The organism is Devosia sp. (assembly GCF_034675085.1).
In the GTDB taxonomy this organism is placed as follows: Bacteria; Pseudomonadota; Alphaproteobacteria; order Rhizobiales; family Devosiaceae; genus Devosia.
The window spans coordinates 1-20213 of sequence record NZ_JAUCDN010000025.1 but is presented as its reverse complement, the minus strand read 5'-3'; the positions used below and the strand labels follow the sequence as shown (position 1 = coordinate 20213).

13 protein-coding genes are annotated in these 20213 nt (G+C 62.3%); 7 read left to right on the top strand and 6 right to left on the bottom strand.

The genetic code is table 11. From position 1 onward, the window contains the following. Positions 1–46: 46 nt before the first annotated feature. Positions 47–1396, top strand: a complete 1350-nt coding sequence (locus VDP82_RS03210; protein ID WP_323013395.1) for an HlyD family type I secretion periplasmic adaptor subunit — start codon at positions 47–49, stop codon at positions 1394–1396. An 18-nt stretch (positions 1397–1414) separates the two neighbouring features. Here VDP82_RS03210 and VDP82_RS03205 read toward each other — a convergent pair whose 3' ends face one another. Both VDP82_RS03205 and VDP82_RS03200 read right to left on the bottom strand, forming a co-directional pair. Beyond that, positions 1415–2188, bottom strand: coding sequence for a CpsD/CapB family tyrosine-protein kinase (locus tag VDP82_RS03205; protein ID WP_323013394.1), 774 nt, complete (start codon positions 2186–2188; stop codon positions 1415–1417). 2 nt (positions 2189–2190) lie between these two features. After that, positions 2191–3741 carry a GumC family protein gene (locus VDP82_RS03200; RefSeq protein WP_323013393.1) on the bottom strand — a complete coding sequence of 517 codons (1551 nt, stop codon included), beginning with the start codon at positions 3739–3741 and terminating at the stop codon, positions 2191–2193. Between the two features lie 207 nt (positions 3742–3948). Here VDP82_RS03200 and VDP82_RS03195 point away from each other — a divergent pair, with 207 nt between their 5' ends. Beyond that, positions 3949–5247: an SLBB domain-containing protein gene (locus VDP82_RS03195; protein WP_323013392.1), complete on the top strand. Its 1299-nt coding sequence runs from the start codon at positions 3949–3951 to the stop codon at positions 5245–5247. 7 nt (positions 5248–5254) lie between these two features. Here the strand turns inward: VDP82_RS03195 and VDP82_RS03190 are convergent, their stop codons facing one another. Further along, positions 5255–5938, bottom strand: coding sequence for a sugar transferase (locus tag VDP82_RS03190; protein WP_323013391.1), 684 nt, complete (start codon positions 5936–5938; stop codon positions 5255–5257). A 453-nt stretch (positions 5939–6391) separates the two neighbouring features. Between VDP82_RS03190 and wecB the strand changes: the two genes are divergently transcribed. Beyond that, positions 6392–7567: a non-hydrolyzing UDP-N-acetylglucosamine 2-epimerase gene (gene wecB / locus VDP82_RS03185; RefSeq protein WP_323013390.1), complete on the top strand. Its 1176-nt coding sequence runs from the start codon at positions 6392–6394 to the stop codon at positions 7565–7567. Here the strand turns inward: wecB and wecC are convergent. Both wecC and VDP82_RS03175 read right to left on the bottom strand, forming a co-directional pair. After that, a complete protein-coding gene (wecC, locus tag VDP82_RS03180; RefSeq protein WP_323013389.1) occupies positions 7540–8796 on the bottom strand; it encodes a UDP-N-acetyl-D-mannosamine dehydrogenase in 1257 nt (418 codons plus the stop codon). The genes wecB and wecC overlap by 28 nt on opposite strands. 31 nt (positions 8797–8827) lie before the next feature. Continuing rightward, positions 8828–9673: a WecB/TagA/CpsF family glycosyltransferase gene (locus VDP82_RS03175; RefSeq protein WP_323013388.1), complete on the bottom strand. Its 846-nt coding sequence runs from the start codon at positions 9671–9673 to the stop codon at positions 8828–8830. Positions 9674–9903: 230 nt separating this feature from the next. Between VDP82_RS03175 and VDP82_RS03170 the strand changes: the two genes are divergently transcribed. From VDP82_RS03170 to VDP82_RS03160, 3 genes are read left to right on the top strand one after another with little or no spacing between them, the layout of a single operon-like run. Continuing rightward, positions 9904–10854 (top strand): glycosyltransferase family 2 protein, encoded by a 951-nt coding sequence (locus VDP82_RS03170; RefSeq protein ID WP_323013387.1) that lies wholly within the window; start codon positions 9904–9906, stop codon positions 10852–10854. Beyond that, positions 10851–13208, top strand: coding sequence for a glycosyltransferase (locus VDP82_RS03165; RefSeq protein ID WP_323013386.1), 2358 nt, complete (start codon positions 10851–10853; stop codon positions 13206–13208). The genes VDP82_RS03170 and VDP82_RS03165 overlap by 4 nt, the downstream gene beginning before the upstream one ends. Continuing rightward, a complete protein-coding gene (locus tag VDP82_RS03160) occupies positions 13205–14179 on the top strand; it encodes a glycosyltransferase family 2 protein (protein ID WP_323013385.1) in 975 nt (324 codons plus the stop codon). The genes VDP82_RS03165 and VDP82_RS03160 overlap by 4 nt, the downstream gene beginning before the upstream one ends. On the opposite strand, the gene VDP82_RS03155 is transcribed toward VDP82_RS03160, so the two are convergent. After that, positions 14108–15541: an O-antigen ligase domain-containing protein gene (locus VDP82_RS03155; protein WP_323013384.1), complete on the bottom strand. Its 1434-nt coding sequence runs from the start codon at positions 15539–15541 to the stop codon at positions 14108–14110. The two genes, VDP82_RS03160 and VDP82_RS03155, sit on opposite strands and share 72 nt — an antisense overlap. 646 nt (positions 15542–16187) lie before the next feature. Here VDP82_RS03155 and VDP82_RS03150 point away from each other — a divergent pair. Continuing rightward, the coding region (locus VDP82_RS03150) for a DUF4082 domain-containing protein (protein WP_323013383.1) at positions 16188–20213 on the top strand (4026 nt) is incomplete at its 3' end.

Sequence of the window (20213 nt, the reverse complement as noted above, 5' to 3'; positions counted from 1 at the left end):
GTTTTGCTCCAGATTTCGACCCCGCAGACTATTGTCAGGAAGCAGAGTGCCTAAAGCGATAAACCTGAACGGACAGCGCGTGCTGCCCGGCGATACCGCGGATCGCAATCTGAAAAGCCTGCGCCGGCATTCCGTGTTCGGTCTCGGTGTCATCGCCGTTCTGGTGCTCGGCCTAGGCGGCTGGTCGGCGATCACCCGGGTCGATGGCGCCGTAATCGCCAATGGCGTGGTCGTGGCCGAAGGCGGCTCGCGCGAGGTCCAGCATCCCGAGGGCGGCATCGTCAGGCAAATCCTGGTGCAGAACAACCAGCATGTCGAGGCTGGCCAGGTGCTGATCCGGCTCGACGATGTCGCCGTGCGTGCCGAGCTCGAAGTGGTGCGCAGCCAATTGCGTGAGGGTCTGGGCACGCAGGCCCGGCTCGCTGCCGAAAGCACCGGCGACATGATGATGCAATTGCCCGATATTGCGGCGAGCTGGCCGCTCGATCCCAAGCTGTCGGTGGTGCTCGCCAACCAGCAGCAATTGCGTCAGTCACGCAAGCTGTCCCTCGAAAACGCGGTGGCGCGGCTCAATGAGCTTATTGCTGAAAAGAGCTCGGTGATCGATGGCTACAAGGCCCAGCTCGACGCCTATAATGAGCAGATGGGCGTGATCGAGGAAGAACTGACGCAGCTGACGGCGCTGTTCGACAAGAATCTGGTGTCCAACCAGAGGCTGAACGAAACCCGGCGCAGCGCTGCCGAGCTTGCTGGCACGATAGCCAGCGTCGAGGCCTCGATCACGGCAACGCAAAGCTCGATTGCCGAGCTGCGCATGCAGGCCGACCAGACGGTCAGCGATTTTCGCTCGGAGGCACTCGCCCAGTTGCAGACCGTTTCGCAAACGGTGGCCGAACTGATGCAGCGCATGATCGCCGCCGAGGCGCGGCTGGCACGGCTGGATATCCGCGCCCCGATCGCCGGCACCGTGCACCAATCCAGGGTACAGACGGTCGGAGGCGTCATCACCCCCGCCGATACGCTGATGCTGATCGTGCCGGAGGAAGAGCATCTGGTGGTCGATATGCGCGTGAGCCCGATGGAGATCAACAAGCTCCATGTCGGCCAGGATGCAGATATAAGGCTGCTGAATTTCGATGCGCGCAGCACTCCGGACCTGACAGGCAGCGTCGATACCATTTCTCCCGATCTGGTGCGGGACGCTGCCACCGGCGTTCAATATTATTCGGTGCGTATCAATATTGCCGACACCGAGATAGGCAAGTTGCCGCAGGGCGCGGCGCTGGTGCCGGGCATGCCGGTGGAAAGCTTCTTCCAGACCGGCGAGCGTACTGTCTGGTCCTATCTGATGGCGCCGATCCAGGATCGGTTCAGCCGGACCTTCCGGGAAGATTGAGGCCGGTGCCGCGGGATCTCAGGCCTGGAAATTGCTGTTCTGGTCAGCGTCGTATCGACATTTGTTAAGAACGACGCCGAGCAGTCTGGTTGCGGTCTGCAATTCGCGTTCGCTCACATCGATATCGGGAATGGTGCTGAATTCGGCGCCGACCACCAGAAGCGATGTCTCCATCAGAGGCAGCAGCCCCAGGCAGTCATCGCTCTCCAGCAATGGAGGAAGATTGTAGAGGATCAGGTCGGCCCCCAGCTCCTCGCGCATCCGCTCGAGCATGTGGGCAGCGCCCGGACCATGCAGCAACTCGGCGGGGCAGATAACGCTATCGGTGCTCGCCCCGATAGCCAGATTGTCGCCAAGCCGCATCAGAAAATCTTCCATCAGGCATTGGCCGCGCAGGAATTGCTGGGTGGTGTATGGGCCTTCCCGACCAAAAATCTGCGCGATGCGGGGGTGTCTCAGATCAAGGTCGATCAGGCCGACGCGAAGCTGATCGTGCCGGGCAAGACTCACGGCCAGGTTGGCGGCGACCGTCGCCTTGCCGCATCCGGCAGTGGGAGCGGTGACGCCTATGGTCCGCCAATGCCCATTGCGGGCATCCTTGAGCAGTTTGGTGCGCATGATGTCGAAGGCCTGCGAGGCGGGGTGCTGGCGAGCGAAGGTGACGATACGCTCGCGCTGCATTCGCTTGGGATCGGCTGCCAGCGGCGTCATCGCCGCCCAGGAGATCGGATCGGTGCACACGGACAGAATTTTGACCGAACGGGGCTCGGAATCGGGGATCCTGGTATCCATGATCATGGCCAAGTCTTCTCCTGGGCCCCGGTGCCGGGGGTGCCGATAGCAGCCAGCGTCGGGGCCGATAGATTGTTTTGGGGCGTGAGATTGCCCGGTTGGGCCAGCAGAAGCAGGGGCATCGCAACGACCATGCCCACGCCTACCGCCAGTCGCGCTGGCCGGAAGCGGCGGTCGATATAGGGCACGGTGACATAGGGCACGATCTGGAGTCGCTCGGCCAACTCGTCTGGACGGCGGATACGGCGGTTCAGCAATTCGGGGGCCAGGATCGTGGCCAGCCCGGCCAATAGCGCGGCGCCCAGACTGGCCAGGATCAGCGTTTTTTGCCCCGGACCCTGCCGGACCTGCGGGGGGACGGCTGAATCGATCAGCGACAATCGCTCCCCCTTGAGCAAAAATTCGATCTGCTGGCCGGTCGATGCATCGGCAAGCCGGGCGATGGCTGCATCATATTGCGCCTGCAGGTTCTGATGATCGCGCTGCAGCGAGTTGAGCATCGTTTCATTGCCGGGGGTCGCGGCGATGGACATGGTCAGATTGGCAATGGATTTGTTGATTTCTGCCCGTTCATCGCCGATGGCAGCGAGCCGTTCGCTGATGTCGGCAAGCTGGATATCGCGCGAGTTCAGCGGGGCGGCGTTGGCATCGGGCGGACTTTGAATGGTCTTTTGCAGGGCGGCGATACGGGTGCGCAGGGCCTCGATGGTGGGGCTGTCTTCGGCGAAGGAAAGCTGCTGCTGGGCGAGCGCTTGTTGCAGGGCCAGCAGGCTTTGCTCCTCGGGGGTCGCCGGCATGGCGGTAATCTCGATGGGGCGCAGTTGTAATTCCGTCTGCTGCCTGCGCAAGGTCGTTTCTTCCTGCGCCAGCGCCAGAAGCCGCTGCTGCTGGGCCGTCTGCTGGTTGCGCCGGAAATCGATGCTGTCGGGCATGGCGTCGATGTGTTCGCTCTTGAAGGCCAGAATGCGGCTGTCGATAACGCGCAATTCGGCATCCAGCCGCTGGCTTTCCTGGGTGAAGAAGGTCACGGTGTCGGTGGCCCGCGCTGTGCGTAACTGCACGTCCTTGTTGAGGATCATGGTCACGAGGTCATTGACCAGGTCGGCGGCAATCTGGGGCCGGTGGGCCTTGAACGAAATATGGAACACGGTTGCCACCGCGCTCCCGGTGGCGGTCTCGACCGGCGTGGGCACGATCTCGATCCGCCGCTTCATATCGTCGAACATGTCGGTCCGCGTCATGTCCTGGGCATCGCTGTAGATTGCAAACTTGTCCGCCAGCGCCAGCAGGTTCTCCCGTGACAGAACGTCCTCCTGGATGATCTGGAACTGTTCGGCGGCGCTGGTGGGAACCGTGGATTTGGCCAGATCCGCCGGAATCTGCGGCGATTCCACCAGGATTTTTGCGGTTGCCTGATAGGAGGGCGGCCATAAAAGCGTCAGCGCAATGCCGAGCCCGGCGGTCAACACCACAACCGACAGGAACAGGGGCAACCTGCGCAGGAACAGCCAGAAATAAAACCTGAAGTCGATATTGTTCAGAGCATTGATCATCGATCACCCGGTGCCAAAAACGCTGCGTGCAAAGCAATCTCATCTTCGACCATAAAGGCGGATCTCGGCGGGGCACCATCGTCAACACGGATGAGCCTGAGGCTCATGCTACTTCCGTTGAGCTAGTCCGCTCTGGGCGGTTCTGCACCTCGTCTCGAAGGGGTAGGCTAGGACAGCTTTTTTCCAGGCCACGGGCGGTCAATGACAATGTCCCATCTCCATTGCCTTCGGACTGGCGCGCAGCGCCCCATCTTCTGGACCGCGCTGCTGGCATCGGTCTCGTTCGCTTCGATCAGCATGGCAGCACCTATGGATCTGTTGCCGCAGACCAAGTTGCGGCTCACGGTCGTGCAATTCGTGGCTGCCACCGGCGACTACAAGCGTTGGGATGCGTTGGGCGGTGACCTCGAGGTCGGGCCGGATGGCTCGGTCACCGTGCCGACGCTGGGGTCCATCGATGTCGGCAGTTTTACGGCCGACCAACTGGGTGCCGAAATCGGCCGGCGCCTTCAGGCCAAACTCGGCCTCCTCGATGCGCCCGATGCGTCCGTACAGGTTTTGGATTACCCGCCGGTTTATGTCGTCGGCAATGTCGCAACACCCGGCCAGTACGCGTTTCGCCCCGGCATGACCATAATGCATGCCCTGGCCCTTGCGGGCGGTGAACCGCGGTCGCAGGAGGGCGCTCCCGGCCTGTCCGAAACCATCAGGCTGCAAAGCGATCTGGATGGGGTGAATGCCGATATCCTGCGCGCCACGGCGCGGCTGGCACGGCTGAAAAGTGAATTTTCCAGCGACGAACAGATTATCTTCCCACCTGAGTTGAAGGCAACCGACCCGACGGCGGCCGAGATCATGGAGCAGGAGCGGCGGATCTTTCAGGCCCATTTCAACGAATTCGACCGCCAGCAGACCGGCCTGACCCAACTTGCCGAGCTCTATAACGCCGAGATCGATGCGCTGGGGCAGAAAGCCCAGGTTATCGATGAGCAGATCGCCGAAGCGCAGAAGCAGGTCGATGCGCTCACCGCTCTCGTCAGCGCCGGCTCCGCCACTGTCTCGCGCCTGACCGATGCCGAGCGCATCCTTTCCAATCTGCGCTCCGACAAGCTCGACAATCTGATCGCCACAATGACCGCGCGTGAAAACCTCAATCGCTCGCAACGGGACCTGGCCAAGCTGCAGGACGAACAAAAATCGAACGCAGCCCTGCAATTGCAGCAGGAACAGGCGGGGTTGGAAAAGATGGCGCTGAGCCAGATCGCCACCACGCGCATGCTGCGCCAATCATTGCAGTTCGAGCGGGATACCACGCTGGCTCGCACAACGCGCACCAGCCTGAGCTATGCGATCCTGCGCCAGCAGGACGGGCAGCCGGTAACACTGGACGCCAATGAGGCCAGCACCCTCTTGCCGGGAGACCTGGTCAAGGTCACGCTGCAAATGGAATTGCCGGGAGGTCTGGCTTCGGCTTCCGATGTAGCGGACGCGACCGCAGAGCCTTGAGGCCCTGCTAGACGCCCGTGCCGCGAAACACCACGCTGAAGGTCTGTGCCAGGATCCGCAGGTCAGTGGAGGCGGATATTTCCTGCGCGTAGCGGTTGTCGTAGCCGGCACGTTCGGCAAAGGAGCAGCCATTGCGCGCACTGACCTGCCACGGGCCGGTCAGCCCAGGACGCAGGTCGAAATAGGCCGTGCCCGGATAAAGATGGCGCTGCGCGGGAAGCATCGGGCGGGGGCCGACGAGGCTCATGTCGCCGATCAGAACATTCCACAATTGTGGTAATTCATCGAGCGAGTAACGGCGCAAATGCCGGCCTATACGGGTCAGGCGCGGATCATGCCGGAGCTTTTGATTATTGTCCCACTCGGCGCGAGCCACCGGATCGCCGTCGAGATAGCTCGCCAGCCGCGCTTCGGCATCCGGGACCATGGTGCGCAGCTTCCACATGCGGAATACCCGACCACCGCGGCCGAGGCGAGGTTGCAGATAAAATGCGGAAGCGCCATCGAGACGGACCAGCGCGGCCAGGATCACAATCAACGGCAATAGCAGCGCACCGCCGAGAAGCACCGCCGTCACGTCGGCAACCCGTTTGACCATCGGATAAAAACGATGATCGCTGCGCTGGTGCCGTTGGACATGGGAGGAAGCGGGTCCGACGCGGCGGGAGGACTCAAAGAGAGTGTCAAGCATTGCCAGCCTCACCTGTGCTGCAAGCTACAACGACACAAATGCCCGATGTTGACCGGATGAAGCCGGATAATAGTCAGCACTCATAATTCGGGCGTTTGCGTGCTGTGATCGCAAGGTTATTGAGCGACGGTAGCCCTTTCCGTCATTCCAGGAACTGCTCTGAGCGGCTTAGTCTTTCGTGGCAGACCCTCGCCAATGGAGGCCGTGGCCACCCTATCGGGGCAGGATCTAGGTTCTTTGGACGGTCGTTTCGTGTGGCGATAGGCTTAATGAATTATGAAGACCGTGGTCTGTAGGTCATGACAGGCGATGCCGAGGCGCTTCCCTATCCAAAGGGTTGGGCCGGCCGCCATTCTCCCCTCCGTCTTAGGAAAATTTAGGTATTCTAGCTGTGCTGGGGTCGACCTAGCCTCGTTCTGCGGTCCGCACGGGGCGGGCGCGGGGAACGTATCGATGCGCAAGATCCTAGTTGTTTACGGAACGCGGCCTGAAGCCATCAAGATGGCGCCATTGATCGCGGCCATCGGTGCCTCGGCCCATCTGGAGGCCGTGGTTGCGGTTACCGGCCAACACCGTCAAATGCTGGACCAGGTCAACGCGTTGTTCGGCATCGTGCCGACACATGACCTCAACATCATTACTCAACGTCAGCAATTGCGGGGTATCACCTGCCGGGCGCTCGATGGTGTGTCAGCACTGATCGCAGCTGAGCAGCCCGATGCCGTGCTTGTGCAGGGTGACACAACGACCTGCTTTGCGGCCGCGCTCGCGGCCTTCTACCAGAAGGTGCCGGTCATCCATCTCGAGGCCGGCTTGCGCACCGGCGACCCCAGCAACCCATTTCCCGAGGAAATGAATCGCGCCATGGTTTCGCGGATCGCCGCATTGCATCTGGCTCCGACCCGGACTTCGCGCCATAATCTGGTCGTCGAAGCCATACCCTCCCGGCATATCAGCGTGACCGGCAACACGGTGATCGATGCCCTGCTGGAGGTGGTGGCACAGCGGCTGCCGCCGACCAATCCCGATTTGAAGATGCTCGCTGGCCGGCGCGCAATTCTGGTAACCGCCCATCGGCGCGAATCCTGGGGCGAGCCGATGGCTCGATCAGCACGGGCCATCGCGCGTATCGCAAGGCGGTTTCCGGATGTGCTGCTGCTCCTGCCGGCCCATCTCAATCCGGCGGTGCGCGAAGTGTTGCTGCCCGAATTGCAGTCCCTGGAAAACGTGCTCATCACCGAGCCGCTTGGCTACAGCGATTTCGTGGGCGCCATGCAGGCATCCGACATTGTTCTGACCGATAGCGGCGGGGTGCAGGAGGAGGCGCCGAGCCTGGGCAAGCCGGTTCTGGTGATGCGCGAAACCACCGAGCGCCCCGAGGCGGTGCTCGCCGGCACGGTGCGTCTGGTGGGAACGGATGAGGATTTGATCGTCGATGTGGTCAGTACGCTTCTGACTGAGCGAAGCGCCTATGACGCCATGGCAAAAGCGGTCAATCCCTATGGTGACGGCCACGCAGCCGATCGTTGCGTTGCGGCCATCGAGCACTATTTCGGCCTCTCCCCGCGGCCGAGGGATTTTGCACCTGCCCGCCCCCGTGTTCAGGCCCAGGCGCCGCGCGTATCATAGACCACCTTGCCGTTATGTCGGGCGTGGCGCAGTGCCTTGAAGGCGTCGTGCTCGACCAGGAGCACGATGATATCGGCGCGGTCTGCCGCCTCGCTGGCTCCCAGCAGCCGCAGATTTGCGTTGCAGACCAGCTTGGGCGGTAGTTCCTCGACATAAGGGTCGGCGACCATGATCTCGGCCTCGGGCAAGCCATTGGCGATCAGGCTGACCACATCGATGGCCGGGCTTTCGCGGATGTCATCGACATTGGCTTTGAAGGTCAGCCCCAGGCAGGCGATGGAAGGCGAGCGGAAACGCTGCGCCCGGGCAATGACCTGATCGGCGACATGATGGGGCTTGTGGTCATTGACTTCGCGCGCGGTGCGGATCAGCCGGGCAAGTTCAGGAGCCGCCGCCACGATGAACCAGGGGTCGACCGGAATGCAGTGCCCGCCCACCCCAGGCCCCGGCGAGAGCACGTTGACGCGCGGATGTTGGTTGGCGAGCCGGATTACCTCCCAGACATCGAGCCGGAGGGCCTCGGTGATCAGCGAGAGCTCATTGGCGAAGGCGATGTTGACGTCGCGATAGGCGTTTTCAACCAGCTTGGCCATTTCGGCGCTGGCGGCGTCGGTTAGCAGGATCTCTCCCTTTGAGAATACCCGATAAATGCTCGCTGCCTTGATCGCGCATTGCGTGGTGAGGCCACCGATGACGCGGTTATTGGTGATCATCTCGATCATGATGCGTCCCGGCAGCACACGCTCGGGGCAATGAGCCACGAAGATATCGGCCGCGCCGGATGCATGAGGCATGTTCAGGTCGGGCCGCAGCGCGCCGATCCATTGGCTGACTTTCTCGGTGGTGCCGGGAGGACTGGTGGATTCCAGCACTACGATGGTGCCTGGCCGCAGCTTCGGGGCGATCCGCTCGGCCGCTGCCTGGATATAGGATAGGTCCGCGGTGTGATCGGTATTGAACGGGGTCGGTACGGCGATGATATAGGCGTCGGCCTCGGGCATGTCGGACGACATCGAGAGCCGCCCCATCGCCACCGCGCCGCTTACCGCCACCGCAAGGTCGGGCTCGATGAACGGAGTTTCGCCCTGCGAGATGGCGTCAACGATGCGCGGATTGACGTCAACGCCGATCACCTGCACGCCACGCGTAGCCAATACCGTTGCCGTGGGCAGGCCGATATAGCCCATCCCGACCACGACGAGCTTTCCGTCAAAGACTTCGTTCAACATGATTTCATCCTGTAAGCGGGGAGGGGCGGCGTCAAAGTTCGGATCGGGCAGGTTGCGTGCCTTGGCGTCGGCGTGTCGGCTGCAGCGCCGCAGCGGGCCGCAGCGCTTCGCGCAGGGTGAGCACGACAAAGGCGCTGTTGGTCACCAGATAGCGTTTCCACAGTCGGCGCGGTTCCTGGAGCAGCCGATAGGCCCATTCCAGCCCCAGCCTCTGCCAGGCGGGGGGCGCGCGCCTGGTCAGGCCCGCCATGATGTCGAAGGAGCCACCCACGCCATGCAGAACCGGCACCTCCAGAATACTCCGAAACCGGCCGAGGAAGATTTCCTTTTTCGGCGATGCCATGCCCAGAAACAGCATGTCGGCATGGGAGGCAGCAATGTCGGAGGCAATACCGGCTGCTTCGGTATCGCTGAAATAGCCATGATGGCTGCCGGCGATTGCCAGCCCCGGCCAGCGTTGGTCGATACGCCGTTCCAGCGCTGCCAGGACCTCGGGCCTGGCACCCAGCAGATAGACGGCGCGTCCCTGCGCGTGGGCCAGGCCCAGAAGCGCTTCGAACAGATCGATGCCGGCGATGCGCTCCGGCAGCGGCTTTCCCAGCAGCCGGCTGGCCCAGACCACCGATTGGCCGTCGGCCAGCAAAAGATTGCAGTCCAGTAATGCATCGCGCAGGCCGGGGTCGCGGCGCAGGTTGACGATCTTGGCGGCGTTGAGCACGCCGATCAGCACCGGCTTGCGCGTCAGTATAGCCTGCCGACAGCGCTCCAGCGCCTGATCCATGCGCATGCCGTCGATATGCAGCCCGAACAGCAATTGGCGACCAGGACCGATCGGCCGCGTCGCCGCATTGTTCATTGTATCGAGATCGAACGCCATCCAGACCTCCCGCGTCTTACCGCGAAAAGGCTAGGGGGCCGGGCATGCGCCAACAATCAATCGGACAGCAACGGGCCGTGAATACTAGTGATGCCGGCGTTGTCACGAGCTGGTTTCAGGGTGCCTAACTTTAGCTATCAGCTAAACAAAACGGCACCCGGCTAGCCTTAAATCTCTAATTCACCTTCTGGGAACCCGAAGCTTAGTTTCAAGGCAATGCCGGGGTTCAGATGACATTCACCGCAGCAAACGACATGACGGGAATACGGCCCAGTGATCGCAAGCTGGCGGTTATCGTCGTCACCTTTAACAGCGCCGACACCATTGTCGGTCTGCTCGATACGTTGCATGCGGGCCTTGAAGGTTTATCGCTTGCAGAAATCGTTATCGCAGACAATGCTTCAAGCGATGCCTCGGCGGCGATGGCGGAGGCTCATCCGGTTGGCGCGCGGGTGATCCGCACCGGGCGAAATGGGGGGTATGCGGCCGGCATCAATGCTGCGCTTGCTACCATCGCCGGCGATGCGGACGTACTGATCCTCAACCCGGACATTCGCTTGACGCGAGGGGCTGCTCTGCGTCTGGTCGCGCCGCTGCGCCGACGCCAAGCCGGTGTCGCCGCCCCCCGGATTTTTCATGAAAACGGCGCGCTCTGTCACTCGCTGCGGCGCGAGCCGTCGCTACGGACCGCCTGGGCGGACGCCTTGCTCGGCGCCAGGCTCGGCTCGGGGCTCGATATGGGTGAATGCATCTGCGATCTCGATCTTTATGAGGCGCCCGGCATCGTCGACTGGGCCAGTGGTGCGGCGCTGGCGGTGTCGGCTGAAGCGCGGCAAAGCATAGGCCCTTGGGATGAGAGTTTTTTTCTCTATAGTGAGGAAGTCGATTATCAACGCCGCGCAAGGCGGGCCGGGTTTAGGATCGTCTACGTTCCCGATGCCGAAGTCATCCATTTTGGTGGCGACTATCGCAGGAATGCGCGGCTCTATTCCCTTCTTACCGCCAATCGATTGCGCGATTATGCCCGTCACCACGGTGCCATTTCGACGGCGTTGTTCCGGCTGGCACTTTTGACCGGCGAGGCACTGCGCAGCCTGGGCGGGTCGCCAGTGCACCGTGCCGGCCTGAAAGCGGCATTACGGCCTCTGCCTCCGACCGCCATGGGCGGGAGCCATCCATGAAGCCCACGGTCTCTGTCGTCCTGCCGTGCCACAACCGCAGGGCCAGCATCGCCGCATCGGTCAATAGCGTGCTGACGCAAAGCTTCACTGATTTTGAACTGATCGTGGTCGATGACGGATCCAAAGACGATATCAAATCCGTGCTTGATGCCGTCGCCGACCCGCGCCTTAAATATATCCGGCGTGAGCATAATGGAGGTGCGGCAGCGGCGCGCAATACCGGCATTGCCGCCGCCGCCGGCGCCTTCATCGCCTTTCAGGATAGCGATGATCTGTGGCTTCCCTACAAGCTGGAGCGACAACTCGAGCTGTTTGCCGGCTTGCCCGATGAATTCGGCGTCGTCACCAGCCATCGCATCATATATGGCCGCGACGCGAATTTTGTCTTCGGGTCGGAAAAGGCATGCGTTGCTCCGAGCCTGAATAAGCATCCCAAAGGTGGAGACATGGTTGGGGCCATGCTCGGCGCCAATCGGCTGAGCCTGCCCTGTGCGCTGTTCCGGCGGACCATTCTCCCCGGAGTCGACTGGTTCGATATCTGCGCCAAGGCCAACGAGGATTGGGCGTTCGCCGTTCGGATCAGTCAATGCACGCGCATTTACGAGGATGATCGCCCGGTCATGCTAAGCTTCATTTCGGCCGACAGCATTTCGGGCAGCCGCCGCAAGCAGGCACTGGGCACGCTGCGCCTTCTCAGGGCTAACCGCGCCCTGCTGCGCGCCTATCCCAGGCAGCGCGCGGCAATCCTGCTGGACGTCTCGCGCAGCCTTGCCGCCACCGGCAAGCCGCGCTGGGCGCGGCGGTTCCTACTGCAAAGCCTCTCCATCCATCCGTCAGCGATAATCCTTATCGTGCAAAGCCTTCTGAGGCGCACCGGCCGTGCATTGGGGCGGCTCGCCGCACCAGCGGTCATGGACCGCAAAAATCGGGACACGCCTTTGGCGAGGGCGGTTTTCTTTGCCCAGCGCCACGCCCATATCCTGCCACCTCCTCTGCGCCGTCTGGGGCGGCGGCTGGTGAAGCGGGCTGCGCCCTCTATCAATCCGCTTGCCGGATGGACCACCCAATTAATCGGCTCTCGACCGCTCGGCCTTCCACCCGAAGCCGTATCGCTTTCCCCCTTGCGGAGCAGCAAACCAGCCGCTGCCCAGGCGGGACCGCCATTGCGCTGCCTGATCGTCACGGGCGTATTGGATGTCGGCGGCACCGACGAGGTTGCGGCGTTCCTGGCGCGGCGTCTGCCCGAATATGGCATTTCTACCATGGTGGCGCATAGCGGCTCCAGTGTTGACGGCGACGCCGGAACCGGCGGGCGGCTGCCGCGACTGTTGAAGCAGGAAGGCATCAGGGTCGACGATGTCGGCCCGGTGGAGGCGGACATGCTGTTAGCGGAGTGGCAGCCCGATATCATCAGCGCCCATTGTCCTCCGCGCTGGTGGCTGGACCTGGCAAGCAAGGCAGGCGTACCTTTCGTCGAAACGCTGCACGGCATGCACGATCTCTATGATATCGACTGGGCCGACGAGGCACTGCGCTCAAGTGCCAAGGCTCAGCTGATTGCGGTCAGCGAACTGGTGCGCCGGCAATATCTGCAGGGCAATCCGGGCTTCGATCCTGCCCGCATCGTCACCGTGCCCAATAGCGTCGATCCAAACAGGGTGGAGCAGGTCGACCGACAGCAGGCACGCGACTGGCTCGGGCTGGGCGACGAATTCGTCTTCGTCTCGCTCGCGCGTCATGCGCTGCAAAAGAACGGCTATGCGCTGATCGAAGCATTTGGGGAGGTTGCAGAGCGCCACCCCAATGCGCACCTGCTGCTCGCGGGGCGTTCGGACAATCCGGCTTATATGGCCCAGATCGGCCGCCTGTGCGCCAGCCTGGCCTGCCGCCAGCGCGTGCATTTGCGTGATCATGCGCATTGGACGGGGCCGTTGCTGGCCGGCGCCGATGCTTTCGTGATGAACTCCTACTTCGAAGGCTGGTCGCTTGCCACCATGGAGGCGCTGTGCAGCGGCCTGCCGGTGATTTCGACCGATGTCGGAGGCGCGCGCGAACAGATCGGTGAGGACGGAACGCGTGGCGTGGTCGTCGCGAATCCGCTGGGAGAACCGCTAGCGGTCAATTGGCGCACCATTGGCAGGACGCTATATCGTCCGCAAGTCAATCGCGCGGCGCTGGTTGCCGCCATGTCGGACATGGTCGAGCAGCGGGCAGTCTGGGCAGGACGGCGCGCACAATTGCGCGCAGAGTCACTCGCGCGCTTTCACCCGGATCAGGCGCTTCAAGGTCATGCCAAAGTGCTGCGCATCAGTGCGGCGCGGGCCATGCGCACCAGCCTGCCGGTTGCGTCGTGAACCCGGCCAACCGCCATCTGCCGTCGGTTTTTGTCGTGGTCCCCTGCTACAACTATGCGCGCTTTTTGGAACAATGCGTCCAAAGCATTCTGTCCCAGGTGCGGGTCACGGTCGAGGTGCTGATCATTGACGATGCGTCCAGCGATGACACCGGCGCGCTTTCCGAGCGTCTGGCGCAGGATGATGCCCGTGTCCGCCTGATCCGACATCCGCGCAATATCGGGCATATCGCCACTTTCAATGAAGGTATCGCCGCGGCGAGCGGCGATTATTTTTTGCTACTGTCGGCCGACGATTATCTGCTGCCCGGAGCGCTGGGACGAGCTACCGGGCTGATGCAGCGCCACGCCGAAGTCGGCTTTGCCTTCGGGCGCGCCAGGGTCGAGGGAAAATCGACCGGTGGCGTTCCGGCGCCTGCGGTGGCGACCATGGGCCAGCCCGAGCGTATTCTGTCGGGCCGGGAATTTGTCGACCTGTCGGGGCCTCGCAATATCGTCTTGTCGCCCACAGTGGTGGTGCGGCGCAAATTGCAGCAGCAGATGGGCGGTTATCTGCCCAATCTGCTGCATAGCGGCGATATGGAAATGTGGTTGCGTCTCGCGGCTGTGGGCGATGTCGGCTATATCGATGAGGATCAGGCAGTTTATCGCCGCCACGATGACAATATGTCGATCGCCTATGACGGGCTGGCCGATCTGATGGCGCGAGAAAAGGCGTTTCGGGCCTTCTTCGCCAATGGTGTCCGCAAACTCGATCCTTCCGGCCGGCTGGAGCATACCTGCCTGCAACGCCTGGCAGAAGAGGCCTTCCGTCATGCCAGCATGGCCCTGAACCGGGGTGACGGCCCGGCAGCGACGGCGTTCCGGCTTTATGGTCTGTCGCTGTCTCCGACCGCGCGGCTATCGGTCAACTGGCTCAAGCTTCTCGCCAAGCAGACCATTCGCCGCGGTCCTCTGTCGAGCAATCTCTGAGCGGAATATGCGACGCTTTGTCTGCGCCCGGCCTCGCCGCGGTGTCGGTTCCTGCTGCGCTGGGCTCGCATCGCAAAGCCACATGCCGGCACCGACCATGAGCAGGAAGAACACATAGGTGCCGTTCCAGAAATGCACCATCCATCCGGTTAGGAAGAACGAAGCCATGGAGACCAGATAAGCCACGCGATAATCGTAGTGAAGCGGGCTCAGATTGCGGGCCAATCCCACCGAGATCGCCGCCGTCATGAAAAACGCCAGCATCAGCAACCCGGCTGGCAAGCCGTAGACGATGGCGTTGTAGAGCCAGAACATATCGATGCTGGGTGCCATCCAGGCCGGCCGGTCCCAGGGGCCGGTGCCGACGCCGAACCAGGGATGGTTGCTGATCGAGCGTGTGCCATAGGTCCAGATCACCAGCCTGAAGAATGCTGAATCGGGATCGAAGGCGAAGGATAGCAGGATATTGGGCAGCGGCCGCTTGGCGAATAGCGACACCGCGACCAGAAACAGCCCAACAAGCGAAATCAGTAGCAGCCAGCGCGCCCGCAGCCACCCGAAGACCCGGTTCCAGCCCATCAGCGCGATTTGCATCACCAGACCGCTCAACGGACCCGACGACAGTGAGAGCATCGCGGTGAGGCCGATCACGATGCTGGTCGTCCATCTGCGGAAAAATGAAAACTCCCGACCCACGACCAGATGGGTTAATGCGAGCACGCTGCCGCAGCACACGCCCATCAGGATCGGGTGCTCGAAGAACAGTTGTACGCGCCGTAGCCCCCAGCGCGGGTCCTTGTCGGTCACTCCGATGCTGGGCAGGATATGGGAGGCCAGTTCAAGATAGAGATTGCGGCCGGTGATGGTCTCGAAAACTGCGAATGGCAAGAGCGCTGCGATGATCCATGTCAGCACCCGGGCCAAGGTACGGAAATCGTCTGCGCTACGAATGCAGCAGCGCGCCAGAAGATAGGGTGTCAGCGTCTCCAGAACCTGGATTCCGCCGGTCTGGATAGCCGTACCCAGCCCATTGACCACTGCCAGACTGATGACGCACCAGAGCGAAAACAGCAGCAGCAGAATATCGGGCAACCGTAACCGCCCGGCGCGCCCCTGTGCCAGCCACACCAGGCACGGGATGAACAGGATCAACAGCGTGATGCGATAAGGCGTCAGCCGCACCGGCCCGGCGTAAACCACGAATGGCATGACCCAGGTGGCCAGAAGCAGCGCGATAGCCCAGTGCAGCCGGTTTTTTAGAGCCGTTGGCGGCGCAGCTCCAACGGGCCGCCCGCGGTCTCGGCGTGTAACGCGGCCGACCCGTCCTTGCAAACCGGCGCGACTGGTGGCGGGTGCCGACATCGAAGCCTTCTCGGATTGGAGCATTCACCCTAGTCGATCCGAAACAGACGGGGCGATTGCTAGAAAGAGCTAGTTGCAACCACGTGATCGCCTTCGCTTGTTCGCAGGCACGGAGCCACAGCGCAAACGTTAGGGTGATAGTCCGCGGGCTAGGTTTCCAGCAATCCTTCGATTGATTTCGGGCCGGTATGACTTGTGCCATCCTGTGCGCGACCAGTTTCAGGGGGTGCGCGTGAAATCCTATAGAAACTCTGTCCGCAGTCCCTCGGCGCAATTCCAGAACATGGCCGTCGCGCCTGCAAGTGCGTCATTGCAACGGCATCGTTCGGGCTCCCGCACCAGAACCGCGACGAGCTTTCGCAGCGACCAACCCGATTTAGCCTGGGCCACGACGCAAGTTGCGAGGCCCGAAGTTCGGGCATGGCTCGCAAGCGGTCCGAAGCACATGGTTTCTGCATCTCCCTATAGCGGCGCTTCGGCGCCATTCGCTGTTTTCGGCAAGGGAGCCGCTCCGATCTTTGCAGTATCCGCGTTGCCGGGTGCGCAGGCGTTTATGCCCGTCCCCGAGACACCTGTGTCGGAGGCGCCGGTCGCGCCCGTGCAAATCGAAGTTACCCGGACCAGTGTCGTCCCATCGACAACTGCGGTGGCCGAGACCCATGCGCCCGACCTGCTCACCGGGGTTGAACTGCCCGGCGATGCATCGGTGTCGGTGCCGGTCCCCGAGAACTCCGGTCCTACCTCGGCGGTCTCGGACTGGCGCGGCAGCTGGCAGGCGGCAGCGGCCGGCACGCCCTGTGGCTCCTGTACCGGCCGCGCCTGCACCATGTGTTCGATCCGCACCGGTGGCCCGACCATGGCCAATGGCATGCCCACCGGCTATGCGCCGCGCGTTCTGCTCTATTTCGAGCCGGCCGAGGTCAGTTCCGCACGCAGCAGCGGCACGCTCGCGCCGATGATGACGGTGTTGGCGGGCACGGTGAATGGCGTGCCGCTGCAGACCGATGGCAATCTGGCCAATGCCATCGTGCTCGAAAACCTGAAGCAGGGCTCGCCCGAAAGTGAGTGGATGATCGGCGCGGGTGATCCCTCGATCGAGGGTTATGCCGCCCAGTTCACCCTCAATCATGGTGAGACCGTCGATTTCAAGATCAACACCGATTCCACCAATTATCGTATCGATATCTACCGGCTCGGCTATTATGGCGGGGACGGCGCGCGCCGGGTCGCCGCGATCGATCGCAGCCTGACCGCGGCGCAGGTGCAGCCCTTGCCGATGTTCAATCCCGATACGAGGCTGGTGGATGCCGGCAACTGGTCGGTTTCGGCCTCCTGGTCGATTCCGGAAGATGCCGTGTCGGGTGTCTATTTCGCCAAGCTAACCCGGCTCGATGGCTCGGGCGGCAGCAATATGATCCCCTTCATCGTGCGCGATGACGAGGCGCCCAGCGACATCACCTTCCAGACCTCCGACACCACCTGGCAGGCTTATAACTGGTGGGGCGGCTATAATCTTTATGGTGGCATCGATGCCGGCGGTCATGCGGGCCGGGCCAGCGCCGTCAGCTATAACCGGCCGATCATTACCCGCGATGGCGGTTTTTCTGCGGGGCCGCAGGACTACATCTTCGGCGCTGAATATGCTGCTATCCGCTTCCTCGAGCAGAACGGCTACGACGTCAATTACATTTCCGGCATCGATACCGCTTCTACCGCTGCGCAATTGCTCAACAGCCAAATTTTCCTTTCCGTCGGGCACGACGAATATTGGTCCGCCGAACAGCGCGACAATGTCGAGGCGGCGCGGGATGCCGGCGTCAATCTGTCGTTCTGGAGCGGCAACGAGGTCTATTGGGAGATCCGCTGGGAGGCGAGCATCGATGGCTCCGGCACACCCTACAAGACCATGGTCGCCTATAAGGAGCGCTGGGACAATGCCGATACCGACCCGCTCGGCACCACCTCGACCTGGCGCGATCCGGTGTTCGGCTCGGGCCGGCCGGAAAACGCGCTGACCGGCACGATCTTCACCGTCGATTCCTATCGGCTCGATGCCATCGACGTTCCTTACGAGATGTCGCAGCTCCGTTTCTGGAGCAACACGGCGGTTGCCGATCTGCAACCGGGCCAGGTCTATACCCTGACCCAGAACCTGCTCGGCTATGAATGGGATTCCGATCTCGACAACGGCTTTCGTCCGGCCGGCCTGGTGCCGCTGTCCTCCACGACGCTCGATGTCAACACACTCCTGCTGGACTACGGCAATTCGGTCGGTCCGGGCACCTCATCGCACAGCCTGACGCTCTATCGGGCTCCCAGCGGCGCCTTGGTGTTCGGTGCCGGCACCGTCTACTGGTCCTGGGGACTGGATAGCCATCACGACAACGAGCCGACGCCGACCGACCCGAACGTGCAGCAGGCCATGATCAATCTCTTCGCGGAGATGGGCGTGCAGCCGGCAACCCTGATGCAAAGCCTGGTCGTTGCGGCCCAGAGCACCGACCACGTCGCCCCCACCAGCACCATCACGTCTCCCACCGCCACCGGCAGCCTGGAGGCAGCGCAGACCGTGACCGTCACTGGCACTGCTACCGATGCCGATGGCATTGTCGCGGTGGTGGAAGTCTCCACCGACGCCGGCGCCACCTGGCACCGCGCTACGGGCACCACAAATTGGAGCTATGTGTGGACCCCGCTGGTAGGCGGCAATTACACTATTCTGACGCGTGCCGTCGATGACAGCATCAATCTCGAAACGCCGGGCGCCGGGATAACGGTTACCGTCGATCAGGGTGGCTCGGGCAATCTATTTGCCCCGACCGACCTGCCCGCCACGCCATATGACAGCGACAGCAATCCTGTAACCTTGGGCGTCTCCTTCAGCGCTGCCGAGTCCGGCAGCATCGTCGGGTTGCGCTACTATAAGGGTGTGGGCAATGCCGGCCAGCATGTCGGCTCGCTCTGGACCTCGACCGGAACGCTGCTGGCCACGGCGACCTTCACCAATGAAACCGCCAGTGGCTGGCAGACGGTTATCTTCGACACGCCGGTCTCGATCATTGCTGGCGCTACCTATGTCGCCAGCTATTTCGGCACATTGGGCTATGCGGTTACCGCCGACTATTTCACCACGCCCCATAGCCGCGGCGCGCTGACCGCAACCAATGGCTGGTTCACCTATGCCAGCCAGAACGCCTTTCCGACAACTGCCTCTGCCGGCAGCAATTATTGGGTGGACGTGATCTATAGTGGGGTGCCTACGCCCAACGAGGCGCCGACCGGCAATAACGACGATGGCTATCTGCTCCTGCGCAACACGCCGATGACGTTCGCGGCTGCGGCCCTTTTGGCCAATGACATCGACCCCAATAACGACCCCCTGATGCTGCTTGGCGCCGGCGCGGCCTCCCAGGGCAGCGTCAGCTTCGATGCGCAGGCGCAAACCATCACCTTCACCCCCAATGCCGGCTATACCGGCGCCGCGAGCTTCGGCTATTCCATCTCTGATGGGCGCGGTGGCATCAGCTCGGCCTTTGTCAATATGGAGGTCGTCAGCCAGCTCAGCTCCAGCTCGCTGTTCTCGGCTGGCGATACTCCGGCAACGCCGTCCAATCCCGACACCCAGCCCGTCAATCTCGGCGTCAAATTCGTCGCTTCGACCGACGGCATGATCACGGGGGTCAGATATTACCGGAGCGCTGCCGATCCCGGCACCCATACCGGGTCGCTGTGGAGCAGTACCGGCACCCTGCTGGCCACGGGGACCTTTGTCAATGAAACCGCCAGTGGCTGGCAGACCCTGGTTTTTGCCAATCCCATCCCGATCACCGCCGGCACCACCTATGTCGCCAGCTATCACAGCAACGGCAATTACGCATCGAGCGCGAATTATTTCGTCACCGACCGTGTCAACGGGGTGCTGTCCGCACCCGCCGCCGGCAATGGCGTCTTCACCTATGGCAGCGGCAATCTCTTTCCCACCGGCACCTATAATGGCGCCAATTACTGGGTCGACGTCGTAATGGCCTCGACTGCGGCCGGTCCGGCCAATCAGGCGCCGATCGCCGCCAATGACAGCGGCTATTCCACAGGCCAGGGAATGCCATTGCAGATCGCGGCGGCGGCGCTTCTGCTCAACGATACCGACCCCGACGGCGATCCGCTCAGCATCAGCGGCGTCAGCGGCGCGTCCAATGGCGCGGTCAGTTTTGATGCGCAGACCAATATCGTCACTTTCACACCAAATGCCGGTTATGCCGGCGCTGCCGGCTTCAGCTATTCGGTCACCGATGGGCGAGGCGGTACGGCCACAGCCGGCGTATCGCTGAGCGTGACCGCCCAAGCGCAGGGTAGCGGGCTTTTTGCCGCCAACGCCACGCCGGCGACCATTTCGGTCAATGACGGCAATTCGGTCGAATTGGGCATGCAATTCACCGTCGCTTCCAACGGTACAATCACCGGAATGCGCTTTTACAAGGGGCCGCAGAATACCGGCGTCCATACCGGCACGCTATGGACCGCTACCGGCACGCCGCTTGGCACCGTTACCTTCACCAATGAGACCGCCACCGGTTGGCAGTCCGCCAGCTTTAACTCGCCTATCTCGGTGACGGCCGGTGCCAGCTATGTCATTTCCTACCACACCAGCGCCGGTTATTATTCGGCCAGCAGC